Origin of the sequence: Streptomyces sp. NPDC091416, assembly GCF_044756845.1 — a bacterium.
Lineage (GTDB): Bacteria > Actinomycetota > Actinomycetes > Streptomycetales > Streptomycetaceae > Streptomyces.
The window spans coordinates 87,928-103,174 of sequence record NZ_JBIVTU010000004.1 but is presented as its reverse complement, the minus strand read 5'-3'; the positions used below and the strand labels follow the sequence as shown (position 1 = coordinate 103,174).

Sequence of the window (15,247 nt, the reverse complement as noted above, 5' to 3'; positions counted from 1 at the left end):
TCGAACACTTGCCACAGCCATCATGTTTACGCAAACATGACCATGGCAGGCTCTCGACATCGCTACAACGCACTCACCCAGCACAGGAGCACCCGTACATGCCTCTTCTCCAGATCGACGGCGGCGGCTTCACTCTCGACGGCGAACCGTTCCGGCTCCTGTCCGGCGGGATGCACTACTTCCGTACGCACCCCGAGCAGTGGGCGGACCGGCTGCGCAAGGCCAGGCTCATGGGCCTCAACACCGTCGAGACCTACGTGCCCTGGAACCTGCACCAGCCTCGGCCCGACAGCTTCAGCCTCGACGGCGGCCTCGACCTGCCCCGGTTCCTCGACCTCGCGGCCGCGGAGGGACTGCACGTGCTGCTCCGGCCCGGCCCGTACATCTGCGCGGAGTGGGAGGGCGGCGGCCTGCCGTCCTGGCTGCTCGCCGAACCGGACATACGGCTCCGCTCCCGCGATCCCCGGTTCCTCGCCGCCGTCGACGACTACTTCGACCGCCTGCTCACGCCGCTCCAGCCGTACCTGGCCTCCCGGGGCGGCCCGGTCCTGGCCGTGCAGGTGGAGAACGAGTACGGGGCCTACGGCGACGACACCGCCTATCTGGAACACCTCGCCGCCTCTCTGCGGCGCTGCGGGGTCGACGTCCCGCTCTTCACCTGCGACCAGCCCGCCGACCTGGAACGCGGTGCGCTGCCCGGCGTCCTCGCCACGGCCAACTTCGGCAGCCGCTCCGGTGAGGGTCTGGCCGCGCTGAGGGCCCATCAGCCGAAGGGACCGCAGCTGTGCACCGAGTTCTGGATCGGCTGGTTCGACCGCTGGGGGGCCCACCACGTGGTGCGCGACCCCGGCCACGCAGCCCGCGAACTGGATGAACTCCTTTCCACCGGCGCCTCGGTGAACTTCTACATGTTCCACGGCGGCACCAACTTCGGCTTCACCAACGGCGCCAACGACAAGCACACGTACCGGCCCACGGTGACGTCGTACGACTACGACGCCCCGCTCGACGAAGCCGGGGACCCCACGGAGAAGTACACCGCCTTCCGCGACGTGATAGCCACGTACGCCTCCGTGCCGGACGCCCCCGTCCCGCCGCCCGGCCCCAAGCTGGCCCGGCGGACCGTGTCCCTGACGGAGAGCGCCGCGCTTCTGCCGCAGGCCGCGGCGTTCGGGACGGCCGTCGAGGCGCACCGGCCCCTCACGATGGAGGAGCTGGAACAGGACTTCGGCTTCGTCCTGTACGAAACGACCCTGCCGCTCAAGGGCCCCGCCCTGCTCGAGACCGACCAGGTCCGCGACCGCGCCCAGGTCTTCGTCGACGGGCAGCCCGTCGGTGTCCTGGAGCGCGAGAACCACGAGCACGCCCTGGCGTTCACGGTCCCCCGGGCCGGCAGCACGCTCGCCGTACTCGTCGAGAACCAGGGGCGGGTGAACTACGGACAGGGCATCCACGACCGCAAGGGCCTGCTCGGCAGAGTCCTCCTGGACGGCGTGGAGCTCGTGGGCTGGACCAGCCGGCCCCTGCCCTTCGCGAACCTGGACGACATCCCGTTCGCCTCTGGAGGGGCCCGCACGGTCGGACCGGCCTTCCACCGGGGGACCTTCGAGGTGGCCGACCCGGCCGACACGTTCCTCCACCTCGACGGCTGGACCAAGGGCAACGCCTGGGTCAACGGCTTCGCGCTCGGGCGCTACTGGTCGCGCGGCCCGCAGCGGTCCCTGTACGTCCCGGCCCCGGTGCTGCGCGCGGGAACCAACGAGGTCGTCGTGCTGGAGCTCCACGCGGGGCACCGGGCCCGGACGGCCGAGTTCCGTCCGACACCCGACCTGGGACCCACCGAGGAGTAGCCACCGGCAGAGCGCGGGCCCGGTCGTTCGACCGGGCCCGCGCTCTGTTCCGCCTCAGCCCTGCCGGAGTTGCTGCGCCCGGGAGCCGTCACAGGCGCGCTGCACGACCGCCGCACCGTCCGTCGTGGCGGCGCCGTCCACTCCCAGGCACTTGGCGCTGTGCCGGGCCGTGAGCGTGACGTACCCGTCGCTCGTGCCGCGTACGGCCCATTCCTGGTTGCGGCCGTTGTTGCACGTGTACTGGAGGACGGCCGCGCCGTCGGCCGTGGAGACGTCGCTCACGTCCAGGCACTTGCCGCTGTGGCGCGCGACGACGTTCACGTATCCGTTGCCGGTGGAACGGAGGGACCACTGCTGGTTCGTGCCGGCGTTGCAGCCGTACTGGACGACGGCCGCACCGTCGCCCGAGCCCGCGCCGCTGACGTCGAGGCACCGGGAGCTGTGCCGGAAGGACAGGGCCTTCCAGGTGTCCGCCGCCGCGCCCGGGAAGGTCCAGGACTGGTTGGCGCCGGTGGTCGGCCGGTAGACGCCGACCGGCGCCCCGTCGGCGGTGGAGGCGTCGGTGACGTCCAGGAGCGTGCCGCTCGCCGCGTTGATCAGGGTGTTGTGGCCGTCGCCCGTGGTCGAGCGGATCCACTGCTGCGCGGTGGACGAGCCGGGTGCCGCGAACGTGAGCGTTCCGTCCGAGACGGCGAGCGCCCTGCCGGTCTTCTCGCTGGTGACGCGGTAGGCGGCGGTGCTGCTCCAGTCGGTGGCCGACAGTTTGGTGAAGGTCCACCGCTGCGCGGTGTCCGCGGGCGCGGACGCCCGCTGGACGGGCACGCTCTTGCCGCTGACGGTGGCCACGGCCAGCGCCTTGCCGCTGTTGTCGTTGAGCAGCTGGCGCGGGGTGCCGGTGGGTGCGGTGGCCGTCGCCTCGTTCACGCCGGTGACCGTGGGCAGGACGAACGTGGTGACGGAACCCGGGCCCACGGTCGCCCTGAGCGTCCCGCCGGTCACCGCCGCGTCACTGTCACGCTGGAGGTCGCGGGTGGAGTCGGTCGTCCACCGCTCGACGGGCCCGTTCGCCGAGGTCCGGAAACCGTCGAGGTTCAGGCTGAGTTCGCGCGCCTGGCCGGTCGGGTTGGTGTGGACCACGACCACGCCGTCCCCGCCCGGCCGTACCGCGGCCAGTGTCTGCGGGTCGTCGGTGTCGACGATGCGCGCGCCGGGACGTACGAAGCGGCTGTAGTTCGCCATCGCCCAGTACTTCTTGTTCTTGCGGAGCGGCTCCGTGGCCGCGTTCTCGGGGGTGAAGTCGGTCTGTATGAGACCCCAGTTCGAGTTCTCATGACCCGGGGTCATGTTCTCGTGGTCCTCGACGGCCTGCCACAGGACCCAGGCGCTCGGCTCCAGCTCCCGGATGTCGTCGTTGATGTGCTGCGCGAGGTCGAGGGCGGGGCTCATGTCGGTGAAGCTCTGCGGGGCGCTGCCGCCGGTGTCCACTTCGGACATCCACAGCGGTGTGGCCTCGCCCTTGGCCGTGTCACGGGCCCCGGTGCGGCCGTTCGTCCCGTAGGTGTGCGTGTTGAGCCGGCCGACGGCCGCACGGGCATCGGGGGCGTACGACTCCCAGTCGGAGCGGAACTTCTCCGGGTTCGTCTCGTCCATTGCGGCGATCGGGGTCTTCACGCCCTTGGCGTCGAGCGCGGCGCGCAGCGTCGTGATCATGCGGGCCTGGGAGGCCGGGTCCCAGTGCGAGCCCTCCTGACGGCCGCCCGCGTGCCAGTAGTCCGTGTCGGGCTCGTTGACGGGTGAGACGGAGTCGAAGGTGACTCCGGAGGCGGACTGGGCACGTTGGAGGGCGCCGGTGAGATAGGCGGCGAAGCGGTCGTACTGGTCGGTCCGGAGGTTGTCCTGCCAGCCGTTGGAGGCACCGGAGACCAGCCCGCTGTTGGTCATGAAGTACGGCGCGGAGTTGGAGAACGCCTCGAAGGTCTCGGCCCCGCGGGCCTTGGCTGCGGTGAGCCACCAGCGCTGGTTGGCGTCGGCGCCGGGATTCCAGTGGTCGGCACGGTTCGGGTCCCACCAGTCGGGCGCCTCGGGGCCAGGCCGGTTCCAGTAGCCGGGGACGGCCGCGCCCGGCCGCATGTACGGGGTGGTCTCGGGGCTGTCGCCACCGCCGATGTTGTAGCGGGCGATCGTGAAGCCCAGGCCGTCGGCGCCGTAGAGCGCGTCGGCGAGCGCGTTGCGCTGTGCGTCCGGCCAGCCTCCTGTCACGTTGGCGAACCAGGCGAGGGCCGTTCCCCATCCTTCGAAGGCCGGGTGCTGATAGCTGGGATCGAGGCGCACGGTCAGCGCCGCGGCGGGGCCGTCCGCGGCGCTCGCCGGCGACGAACCGGTGCCGACGGCGGTGACGGCCGTCGCGACGAGGGCCGCGGCGGCGCCGAGGGCGGCCAGGCTCCTGGGCCGGCGGCTCCGACGCGATGTCGGTCGGCTGCGGATGCAGAACACGCGTACTCCTTCACGTGGGGGCGGGGTTCCTCTGATTCCGTCACTGCGCCTCCTGGCCCGGGGCCGGGAGGCGCAGTGACGTGCGGGTCCGGAGGCGGTTCCGGACCCCGGGGGGTGGTGCGGTCAGGCCGCGGAGCGCCGCCACTTCTGGTTGTCACCCGCGTTGCAGGTCCACTGCTCCAGGGCGGTTCCGTCGGCCGTCGACTGGTTGACGACATCGAGGCACTTGCCGCTGTGCCGGGCGACGAACTCGACGTAGCCGGCGGCGTCGGTCGTCCGGACCTTCCACTGCTGGGAGGCGGAGCCGTCACAGGTGTTCTGGACGGCGAGCGCGCCGTCCGCGGCCGAGGCGCCGGCGACGCCGAGGCACTTCCCGCTGTGCCGGGCCATGATCTGGACATGGCCGTTGCTCAGCTTCTTGATCCAGAAGTTCTGGTTCACGCCGCCGCCGCAGCCCCACTGGATCACCTGGGTGCCGTCCGCGGAGTCGAAGTTCGCCACGTCGGCGCACTTGCCGCTGTTGCGGGCGGCGAGGGTCTCCCACGGCACGTTCATTCCGCTCACGGTTCCCGCGGCGGTGTCGACGGTGAGCTGCGGGGAGTAGTCCATCGTCATGGTGGTGCTGGTGGGGAAGGTGAGCGGAAGCCAGACGTACTGGGAGTCGTTGACCATGCCGCCCATGGAGTTGCCCCAGCGGTCGCCCATGTAGAGGAAGGAGGTGCCCTTGGTGCCCTGGACCGGGAGGACGAAGGCGGTCTGGCTCCGGTAGGTCGTCGGGTCCCCCACATCCTTCAGATCGGTCCAGGAACCGGTGATGCTGTCGGCCGTGGCGTACTTCTGCTGGTTCGGGGACCAGCCGGTGGCGCCGGAGGTCAGGAGGAAGTACACGCCGTTCCGCTTGAACATGGCGGGCGCCTCCCGCCACTGGCCCGGCCACAGCTTCTGGACCTGTGACTCCACAGCGGTGTAGTCCGCGGTCAGACGGTAGACGTGCAGGTCGGCGTTCTCGTTGGCGGCGGAGACCATGTAGCCGGTGCCGTCGGTGTCGACGAAGGTCGAGATGTCGCGGGACATGTGGCCGAGCGGCCGGAAGCTGCCGCGCCAGGCGTAGTCGCCGTCCACCGTGGAGGACACCGCGACGGCGGCGCGCGCCTCGCCGTAGTCGGAGCCGTTCTCCTTGTGCATCCACATCACGAACTGCTGGGTGGAACTGTTGTAAATGACCTTGGGCCGCTCGATGTTGGCCCAGTCGAGCTCCGGATCGGTGGCCTCGGTCAGGACGTGGTTGCGGAACTCCCAGGACTTCAGGTCGGTGGAACGGTACGCGGAGACGTACCGGAAGGTGTTGTCGGTGTTGCGGTCCTCTCCGAACCAGTAGTAGTACTGCCCGACCTTGATCACACCGCCGCCGTGCGCGTGTACGGGATTGCCGGCCGGATCGGTGAACTGCGTGCCGTTGGCGATGGTCACCGGGGCCGCGTGAGCGGTGCCGCCGGTGGTGAGCAGGGGGAGGAGGAGGGCGCAGATCAATGCCGCCGTCCTGGAGATCTTCAGTCGCATGGCGCGACACCTCGTGGTCTCTCGTCGGACTTGTTCTCCGCGCGGTCGGCGCGGCAGACGGCCGCCGCGGAAGCACGGAGCGACGGGGTGGGGGGACGGCCATTCAGGCCGTGCAGAGCACCGCTACCTACGCAATGTTTTCGTAAACACGGTGTTAACCGGAAGTGTGGAAGCGCTCCGGAGGCCTGTCAAGGAGTCGGACGGAAGCGACCACCTTTTGACCCGGAGGGCCTGTTTGCGTCAACATGCGTCCGTGGGGGCGCAGCCTGCGCGCGCCCTCGAAACCTGTGCGAAGGAGCGGTCGAAGGTGGCGGACAAGGGAACAAGGACGCCGCGCTCCCGCCCGCCGCGGAAGTGGCCCTCGATGGCGGAGGTAGCGGCAAGGGCAGGCGTTTCGTCGCAGACGGTCTCCCGCGTGGCCAACAACCACGACAACGTCGACGAGACGACACGCGCAAGGGTTCTGGCAGCGATGCAGGAGCTCGGCTACCGCCCCAACGCGGCGGCGCGCGCGCTGGTCACCGGCAAGTTCGGAGCGATCGGCGTCGTCAGTTTCGACGTGGGCGCGCACGGTAACGCCCGCACGCTCGGCGCCATCGCGGACGCGGCCCGCGAGGCGGGCTTCTCCGTCAACTTCATGGGCATCCGGGCGCAGACCGAGGCTGCCGTGCGCCAGGCCTTCCGCCACCTCATGCTGCAGTCCGTGGACGGCATCGTGCTGGTGGAGTCACAGATGCTCGACACGCCGTCGCTGCACCTGCCGCCCACCATGCCGGTGGTCGTCGCCGACGGCGACACCGGGCACCAGTACCCGAACGTCGACTTCGACCAGGCCAGTGGCACCCAGAGCGTGGTCAGGCACCTGCTGGAGCTCGGCCATCGGACCGTGCACCACGTCAGCGGTCCACGCGACTCCTTCGCCGCCCGGCGGCGTGCGGAAACGTGGGAGCGGACGCTCGTCGCGGCGGGTGCGCCGGTACGTCCCACCCTGTACGGGGACTGGACCCCCGAATCGGGCTACCTGGCCGGCCGGACACTGGCCCAGATGCCGGAAGCCACCGCCGTCTTCGCGGCGAACGACCAGATGGCGCTGGGGGTCCTTCGGGCGATGCACGAGGCGGGACGGTCCGTGCCGGGCGAGATCAGCGTGGCGGGTTTCGACGACGTGCCCGAGGCGCCGTACTTCGAGCCGCCGCTGACCACGGTCCACCAGGACTTCGACGTGGTGGGCCGGCACTGTGTGACGCTGCTGCTGGAGCAGATCGAACGTCGCGGCAACGGTCCGCGGCGCCTCGCCGTGGAACCCACCCTCGTGGTCCGGGCCAGCACGGCACCGCCGCCCGCCTGACACCTCCCGCTCCCGCCCCGGCGCGCCACCACGGGCGCCGGGATGCGGGGTTCGCCCCGGCGCGCCGCCACGGGCCGGGAGGCCGGTGGCCCCGGCGTGTCTTTGGCCCCCACCTGGGCAGGACAGCCTGCCTGGCGGAACACCCCACGAGGCAGGGCAGCCGGCCTGGCGGGACACCCCTCCACCCCCTCCCACCAGCCATGACACTCGCAGCACCCGCGGGCCGTCGCGTCCGCCGTCCGCCCCGTCACACCTTGCGCCGCCTCACCGGCCGCCCCGCCACGCCCTGCGCCGCCTCGCGGGCCGCCTCACCACGCCCTGCGCCGCCTCGCGGGCTGACGTGACCCGCCTTGCCCCGCCACCCCTCCCGGCGCACAAGCAACGGCGTTTTTACCTCAATCACGTTTGATCGCTGCTTCCTTGTGCTTGACGCCCATCTGACGGTGATGCAACCATCGGGGCACACCGATGATTACGTAAACATGAACCATCGGGGCGACCCTCTTCCGGCCTTCCGTTCAAGGCCCCGACTTCCTCCGACCCGTTCCCGACCAGTCGGTCACCGACGCAAGGAAGCACCATGACGCTCCTGTCGACCTCTGCGCAGGCGGTCCCGCCGCCGCGCCGACGAACCCGTTTCCGTCGCCGGAAGGAGGCCTTGGTCGGCTGGGGTTTCGTCGGTCCCTTCGTCGCGGTCTTCGGGCTCGTGTTCCTTGCCCCCATCGCCTACGCGCTGTACCTCAGCGTCTTCCGGGACCGGCTGATCGGGGGGACCGCGTTCGTCGGCCTCGACAACTACAGCGAGGCGCTCGCCGACCCCCGGTTCTGGGAGGGCTTGGCCCGGGTGGGCCTCTTCCTCCTGGTCCAGGTACCCGTCATGCTCGGCATCGCGCTGCTCATCGCCCTGGCGATCGACAGCGGCCGGCTGTACGGCACGGCCTTCTTCCGCGTCTCGGTCTTCCTTCCGTACGCCGTGCCCGCCGTCGTGGCCAGCCTCATCTGGGGGTTCATCTACGGCACCCGGTTCGGCCTCGTCGGCAACATCAACGACACCCTCGGCGTGACCCTGCCCGACCCGCTCTCCCCCTCCCTGGTCCTGGCAGCGATCGGCAACATCGTGACCTGGGAGTTCGTCGGCTACAACATGCTGATCTTCTACTCCGCGCTCAAGGTCGTGCCGCGCTCGCTCTACGAGGCCGCGGCGATCGACGGTGCGGGCGAGTGGCGCATCGTGGCATCGGTGAAACTGCCGGCGATCCGCAGCGCCCTCGTCATCGCCACGATCTTCTCGATCATCGGCAGCTTCCAGCTGTTCAACGAGCCGAGCATCCTCCAGAAGCTCGCCCCCAACGCCATCACCAGCGACTTCACCCCGAACCTCTACACGTACTCGCTGTCCTTCGCGGGCCAGCAGCACAACTACGCGGCGACCGTGGCCATCGTGATGGGCGTGATCACCGCGATCATCGCCTACGCGGTCCAGCTGCGCGGCATGCGGAAGGGCTGAGCCGATGACCACCTCTCTCACCACGGCGGCGACCGGCGGCGCCCAGCCCACCGGCGCCGCTCCGGCGACCGCGTCCCCGAGCACCGGGTCGAGGCGCGGGAAGCGGCGCCCGCACACCCCGCTCAACCCCCGGCCCAGCCTCCCGCTGACGCTCGTCACCGGCCTGGCCCTGATCTACACCCTGCTCCCGCTCGCCTGGCTCGTCATCAACGCCACCAAGAACCAGAAGGGTCTCCTCGACTCCTTCGGGCTCTGGTTCGCCGACGACGTCAACCTCTGGGACAACATCACCCGCACCCTCACGTACGACGACGGAGTCTTCGTACGCTGGCTGCTCAACACGCTCCTCTACGTCGTCGCGGGCGCGGGCGGAGCCACCGTCCTCGCCGTCCTCGGCGGCTACTCGCTCGCCAAGTTCAACTTCCCCGGCCGCAAGGCGGTCTTCGCCGTCGTGCTCGGCGCCGTGGCGGTCCCGGGCACCGCCCTGGCCGTCCCCACCTTCCTGATGTTCAGCAAGATGGGCCTCACCAACACTCCGTGGGCCGTCATCATCCCGTCCCTGATCTCGCCCTTCGGGCTCTACCTGATGTGGGTGTTCGCCGCCGAGGCCATTCCCACCGAACTCATGGAGGCCGCCCGCATCGACGGCTCGGGCGAGCTGCGCACCTTCTTCACGATCGCCCTGCCGCTGCTCATGCCGGGCACCGTCACCGTCCTGCTGTTCTCCATGGTCGCGACCTGGAACAACTACTTCCTGCCGCTGATCATGATCAAGGATCCCGACTGGTACCCACTGACCCTCGGTCTCAGCGCCTGGAACTCCCAGGCCCAGACCGCCGGCGGCGAGGCCGTCTTCGACCTCATCATCACCGGCTCCCTGCTGACGATCGTGCCGATCGTGGTGGTCTTCCTGCTGCTCCAGCGGTTCTGGCAGTCCGGCCTCGCCGCGGGCAGCGTCAAGGAATAGACGCCACACCCTGCCCCTCCCCCACTCCACCCGCATCACCGACCAGGAGCACAGCCCATGAGAACGCACACCACCCGCAGACTGCTCGGCGCGCTTGCCGTGGCCTCCGCACTCGCGCTGACCGCCACGGCCTGCGGTTCCGACGCCGAGGACGGCGGCGGGGGCAGCGGCCCGAAGGACGTCAAGTCCGCACTGGAGAAGGGCGGGAAGGTCACGGTGTGGGCCTGGGAACCCACGCTCAAGAAGGTGGCGGAGGACTTCGAGAAGAAGTACCCGAACGTCGACGTCGAACTGGTCAACGCCGGCACCGGCGACAAGCAGTACACCGCCTTGCAGAACGCGATAGCGGCCGGCTCCGGCGCACCCGATGTCGCGCAGGTGGAGTACTACGCCCTGGGACAGTTCGCCATCGCCAAGTCCGTCGAGGACCTGTCGCCCTACGGCGCGGGGAAGTTCGGCGAGACGTTCACGCCCGGGCCCTGGAACGCGGTCACCCAGGACAAGGCGGTCTACGCCCTGCCCATGGACTCCGGCCCCATGGCCTTCTTCTACAACAAGAAGGTCTTCGACAAGCACCACATCGAGGTGCCGACGACGTGGGACGGGTACGTGGAGGCGGCCCGCACCCTCCACAAGGCCGATCCCAAGATCTTCATCACCAACGACACGGGTGACGCCGGGGCGACGACGAGCTTCATCTGGCAGGCCGGCGGCCGCCCGTACAAGACCGACGGCACGAACGTCACCGTCGACTTCGGCGACGCGGGCACCAAGAAGTACACCGCCACCTGGCAGAAGCTCCTCGACGAGAAGCTGGTCGCGCCGATCAGCTCCTGGAGCGACGCCTGGTACAAGGGCCTGGCCGACGGGTCCCTGGCCACCCTCTCCATCGGCGCCTGGATGCCGGCCAACCTCACGTCCGGAGTCGCGGCCGCCTCGGGCGACTGGCGCGTCGCCCCGCTGCCGCAGTGGACGAAGGGCGACAAGGCGAGCGCGGAGAACGGCGGCAGCTCGCTGGCCGTGCCCAAGGCAGCCAAGAACAAGGAACTCGCCTACGCCTTCACCGAGTTCGCCACCACCGGCGCCGGTGCCACCACCCGCGTCTCGGAGGGCGCCTTCCCGGCCACCAGGGCCGACCTGGAGTCGAAGACGTTCCTCGACACCCCGTTCCCGTACTTCGGTGGCCAGAAGGCCAACCAGGTCTTCGCCGAGTCGGCCCGCAACGTCAGCACCGACTGGTCCTACCTGCCCTTCCAGGTGTACGCGAACTCGGTCTTCAACGACACGGTGGGCAAGGCGTACGTGTCCTCCACCAAGCTCACCGACGGCCTGAAGGCCTGGCAGGACGCGAGCGTCAAGTACGGCAAGGACCAGGGGTTCACCGTCAACGACTAGCTCACAGCACCCCACATCTGTTTGAAACTGTCGATCCCCCAGTTCGCCTGGCACGCCTTCGAGTTCATTGGCGCGCCAGAGCAACTGGGGGATTTTTGTTGCCCATTCACGGATATGGGCGGCTGGCATAACGGACTCATCTCGCCCCGTCGCACCTCTTGACGTACCAGTCTTCATGTTGTGTTATGTAGTTACATGTTTGAACCTGTTTGATTTCAAGGATCCAGGTTCCTCCGGCGAGGCACTCTTCCAGCCCCGCAGCCCCTTCCTCCTCTCCTCTCGAACCGACCGCCGCGCGCATGCCGGGCGGCAGGTCACTGTCAGCACCTAGGAGCTCCCGATGTTCCGTTCCACCCCCAGCCGCGCGGCCGCAGCCACCGGGCTGCTGCTGACCCTCGGCCTGAGCACCGCGTGTTCCTCGGGCAAGGAGGCCACCACGGACAGCCCTGCCGCCAAGGCCGACGGCGCCCTCTCGATCACATATCTGCAGAAGCAGGGCGACCAGGAGTACTTCATCGGCGAGGCCGCCGGCGCGAAGGAGAAGGCGAAGGAACTGGGCATCGACCTCAAGGTGGTCAACCTGGGCAATGACGCCAACAAGACCGTCAGTGAAGTGCAGTCGGCGATCGCGCAGAAGGCGAGCGGCGTCGTCATCGTCGTTCCCGACCCGGCCGTCGGCCCGCAGGTCGTGCAGACCGCGAAGGACGGCGGGGTTGCGCTCCTGACGTCCGACGACCAGATCTGCGCCACGGGCCCCGACCCTGCCGCCTGCGGAAAGGACGACCTCGTGCCCCGGATCGGGTTCAGCGGCACTCAGATGGGCGAGGAGGTCGGGAAGCGTGCTGCCGCCGAGTACAAGAAGGCCGGCTGGAAGGCCTCCGAGACGCGGGTCATCTCGGCGTGGAAGCAGGACGTCACCGTCTGCGGCGACCGGATCGCCGGCTCCAAGAAGGCGTTCGAGGCAGCGGTTCCCGGTGTGAAGAACATCGACGTCCCCACCGACAACACACCCACCGGCGCCCAGGACAGGATCGCCGCGACGATCACCGCCAACTCCGGAGTCAGGAACTGGGTGGTCTGGGGCTGCAACGACGAGAACGTCATGGGCGGCGTGACCGCGCTGGCCAACGCGGACATCGGCCCCGACCACGTGATCGGTGTCGGGCTCGGCGCCTACCTCGCCTGCAAGGAATGGCAGTCCGACAAGCCGACCGGCATGAAGGCCGCGCTCTTCATCAACGGCAAGGACGTCGGCGCCCTGGCCGTCCAGACCATGTACGACAAGCTCAAGAACGGCAAGGAGTTCCCTGCCGAGGCCTTCGCCCCCACCACCATGGTCGACCACACCTCGTGGAAGGGCGCCGGAGTCACCTGCAGCTGAGCAGTCCCCCGTCGGCGGGCGTCACGCACCTCGCCGGCGAACCGCACCACGCCCCTGCCTGCACCGTGCCTTCGAGGTGAACCGACCCATGAACCCAGCGCAAGAACCGGCCGCCGCGCCGGAGGCCCACGGCAGTCCGCCGTCGGCGGAGCCCCGTCCGATTCCCGTGGCGGTGTCGGGCGTCACCAAGCGTTTCGGCACGGTGCAGGCACTCGGCGGCGTCACGCTTGAGTTCCCCGCCGGACAGATCACCGCGCTCATGGGTGAGAACGGCGCCGGCAAGTCCACGCTCCTGAAGATCCTCACCGGTGACCATCAGCCCACCGAGGGAAGCGTCGTCGTGAACGGGGCGCCCATCGCGCTCGACGCCCCCGCACGCGCACGGGCCGCCGGGATACGGATCATCCCCCAGGAGCCCGAGATCATCCCCCACATCTCCGTGGCGGAGAACGTGTACGCCGGCGCGCTGCCCCGCACCCGCGGACGGCTGCTGGACCGGGCCGAACTGAACCGGCGCATCACGGCCGAGCTGGACCGGCTGGGATTCGCCCATGTCCTGGACCCCTCCCTGCTCGGCTCGCAGCTCACCCCCGCCCAACGACAGTTGGTGGAGATCATGCGCGCGCTGACCGGCGGCACGACCGCGCGGCTGATCGCGTTCGACGAACCGACGTCGTCGCTGTCGGAGCACGAGGTCGACGCGCTGTTCACGCTCATCCGGCGGCTCCGCGACGAAGGCATCGCCATCGTCTACGTCTCCCACCGCATGCAGGAGATCTTCCAGCTGGCCGACCGCATCGCGGTGCTGCGTGACGGCACCCTGGTCGGCGTCCAGGATGCCGGTGCCACCGACGAGAGCGAGCTCGTGCGCCGGATGGTCGGCCGCGATCTGTCCGACGCGTTCGTCCGTCAGCGCGTGGCGGTCGACCGGCTGGTCCTCGACGTCCAGGACCTCACGACCGACGATGTCACGGGCATCTCGCTCCAGGTCCGGGCGGGCGAGGTCGTCGGTCTGGCCGGCCTGATCGGCGCCGGCCGATCGGAACTCGCCCTCGCACTCGCGGGCGACGCCCCCGTCCGCAGCGGCAGCGTCACCCTCGACGGCACGCCGCTGCGCAGCGGCCGGCCCGGCGACGTGATCAGGGCGGGGCTGGGACTCGCGCCCGAGGAGCGCAAGGCCCAGGCGCTGTTCCTGCGGCAGTCCATCAAGGACAACACCTCGCTCGTGGTGCTGGGCCGGCTGCGGCGCTTCCGCTTCGTCCGCCGGGCGGCCGAGCGCCGCCTCGCGCAGGAGTACACCGACCGGCTGCGGGTCCGCGCCCCGTCCATCGACCACGAGGTGGGCAAACTGTCGGGCGGCAACCAGCAGAAGGTGGTCCTGGCCCGCTGGCTCGCCCGCAAGCCGAAGGTCCTGGTCCTCGACGAGCCGACGCGCGGCATCGACGTCGGCGCGAAGGCGGAGATCTACCGGATCATCGCCGATCTCGCCGCCGAGGGAGTCGCCCTGCTGGTCATCTCCTCCGAGCTCCCCGAACTCCTCGGCCTGGCCGACCGCGTCGTCGTCATGCAGGGCGGCCGGATCACGGGCGAACTCGACCGCGGCGAAGCCACCGAAGAATCCATCCTCCAACTCGCCATGGCCGATGACATCGTCGGCCCCGCCCCCGGAGCATCGTCATGACTCTCACCCGTACACCTTCCCCCGCTGTGGAGGGGTCCCCCGGCGACGGCACCGTTGCGCGACGGCCGAAGCCCTTCGCCGGCCTGGGCGGACAGAACATCAGCCTGATCGGCGCGCTCGCCGTCGTCCTGCTCCTCTTCGGTGTCCTCAACGAGAACTATCTGAGCCTGTCGAACATGCAGGTCGTCGCCGAGGCGGCGACCATCACCGGGCTGCTCGCGATCGTCCAGACCGTGGTCATCATCTGCGGCGGACTCGACATCTCCGTCGGATCGCAGGTCGGCGTCGCCTCCGTGGTCAGCGCCATGACCTTCACCGCCACCGGGTCGGGGGCGTTCCTCGGTATGGCCGCCGCCGTCGGCGTCGGGATGCTGATCGGCGCGCTGAACGGCCTCGTCATCGTCTACGGCCGGGTCAACCCGACGATCGCCACGCTCGCCGGCCTCGCCGCGTACAAGGGGCTCGCCCAGCTCCTGTCCGACGGGCGTGCCCAGGGCTATGTCCTCAACAACGATGTCTTCATCTTCCTCGGCCGCGGCAAAATGGCGGGTCTGCCGGTCATGGTCTGGATCCTGATCGTCGTGGCCGTCTCCGTCCACCTGCTGCTCAAGTACACCGACATCGGACGCAATCTGTACGCGATCGGCGGCAACGACACCGCCGCCCGACTCGCCGGCATCAGCATCAACAAGTACCTGATCTGCGTCTACGCGCTCATCGGGGTCGTCGCCGCCGTCGCCGGCATCCTGCTGACCGCCCGTACCGGATCGGGCCAGCCCGTGTCCGGCAGCGAAGGGCTCGAACTCAAGGCGATCACCGCCGCCGCCCTGGGCGGCGCCGCTCTCAAGGGCGGCAAGGGCGGGATCGGCGGCACCCTGCTCGCCGTCGCCCTCCTCGGCTGCCTCGAGAACGGTCTCACCGTCCAGGGCATCAACACCTTCTGGCAGAACGTCGCCCAGGGCGCGCTCCTCGTCATCGCCGTCGTCATCCAGCAGCGACGCAGCGGCGAGAGGGCGGTCGGGCTGCCCCACTGAACGCTCACGCGTTGCAGCCCGTACCGCCTTC

10 protein-coding genes are annotated in these 15,247 nt (G+C 69.6%); 8 read left to right on the top strand and 2 right to left on the bottom strand.

The annotated features are described in order from the left end of the window. Positions 1-98: 98 nt before the first annotated feature. Entirely contained in the window at positions 99-1,850 is a 1,752-nt protein-coding gene (locus tag ACIQMX_RS14070) for a beta-galactosidase family protein (protein ID WP_402477721.1), read from the top strand. A 54-nt stretch (positions 1,851-1,904) separates the two neighbouring features. Here ACIQMX_RS14070 and ACIQMX_RS14065 read toward each other — a convergent pair whose 3' ends face one another. Then, the gene (locus ACIQMX_RS14065; RefSeq protein ID WP_402477719.1) at positions 1,905-4,343 is read right to left on the bottom strand and encodes an RICIN domain-containing protein; all 2,439 of its coding nucleotides are present in this window, start codon (positions 4,341-4,343) and stop codon (positions 1,905-1,907) included. A gap of 123 nt (positions 4,344-4,466) precedes the next feature. Then, entirely contained in the window at positions 4,467-5,903 is a 1,437-nt protein-coding gene (locus tag ACIQMX_RS14060; protein ID WP_402477716.1) for an RICIN domain-containing protein, read from the bottom strand. Between the two features lie 364 nt (positions 5,904-6,267). Between ACIQMX_RS14060 and ACIQMX_RS14055 the strand changes: the two genes are divergently transcribed. The 7 genes from ACIQMX_RS14055 (at position 6,268) to ACIQMX_RS14025 (ending at position 15,216) form a co-directional block, all read left to right on the top strand. After that, positions 6,268-7,251, top strand: coding sequence for a LacI family DNA-binding transcriptional regulator (locus tag ACIQMX_RS14055; protein ID WP_363075967.1), 984 nt, complete (start codon positions 6,268-6,270; stop codon positions 7,249-7,251). Positions 7,252-7,831: 580 nt separating this feature from the next. Beyond that, the gene (locus tag ACIQMX_RS14050; protein ID WP_363075965.1) at positions 7,832-8,758 is read left to right on the top strand and encodes a sugar ABC transporter permease; all 927 of its coding nucleotides are present in this window, start codon (positions 7,832-7,834) and stop codon (positions 8,756-8,758) included. 4 nt (positions 8,759-8,762) lie between these two features. Then, positions 8,763-9,725 (top strand): carbohydrate ABC transporter permease, encoded by a 963-nt coding sequence (locus ACIQMX_RS14045; protein ID WP_402477712.1) that lies wholly within the window; start codon positions 8,763-8,765, stop codon positions 9,723-9,725. Between the two features lie 57 nt (positions 9,726-9,782). Continuing rightward, the gene (locus tag ACIQMX_RS14040; RefSeq protein ID WP_402477709.1) at positions 9,783-11,120 is read left to right on the top strand and encodes an ABC transporter substrate-binding protein; all 1,338 of its coding nucleotides are present in this window, start codon (positions 9,783-9,785) and stop codon (positions 11,118-11,120) included. 340 nt (positions 11,121-11,460) lie between these two features. Then, entirely contained in the window at positions 11,461-12,501 is a 1,041-nt protein-coding gene (locus ACIQMX_RS14035; protein ID WP_402477707.1) for a substrate-binding domain-containing protein, read from the top strand. An 88-nt stretch (positions 12,502-12,589) separates the two neighbouring features. Beyond that, positions 12,590-14,182, top strand: coding sequence for a sugar ABC transporter ATP-binding protein (locus ACIQMX_RS14030; RefSeq protein WP_402477704.1), 1,593 nt, complete (start codon positions 12,590-12,592; stop codon positions 14,180-14,182). Next, positions 14,179-15,216 (top strand): ABC transporter permease, encoded by a 1,038-nt coding sequence (locus ACIQMX_RS14025; protein ID WP_363075953.1) that lies wholly within the window; start codon positions 14,179-14,181, stop codon positions 15,214-15,216. The genes ACIQMX_RS14030 and ACIQMX_RS14025 overlap by 4 nt, the downstream gene beginning before the upstream one ends. The last annotated feature ends 31 nt before the right edge of the window (positions 15,217-15,247 follow it).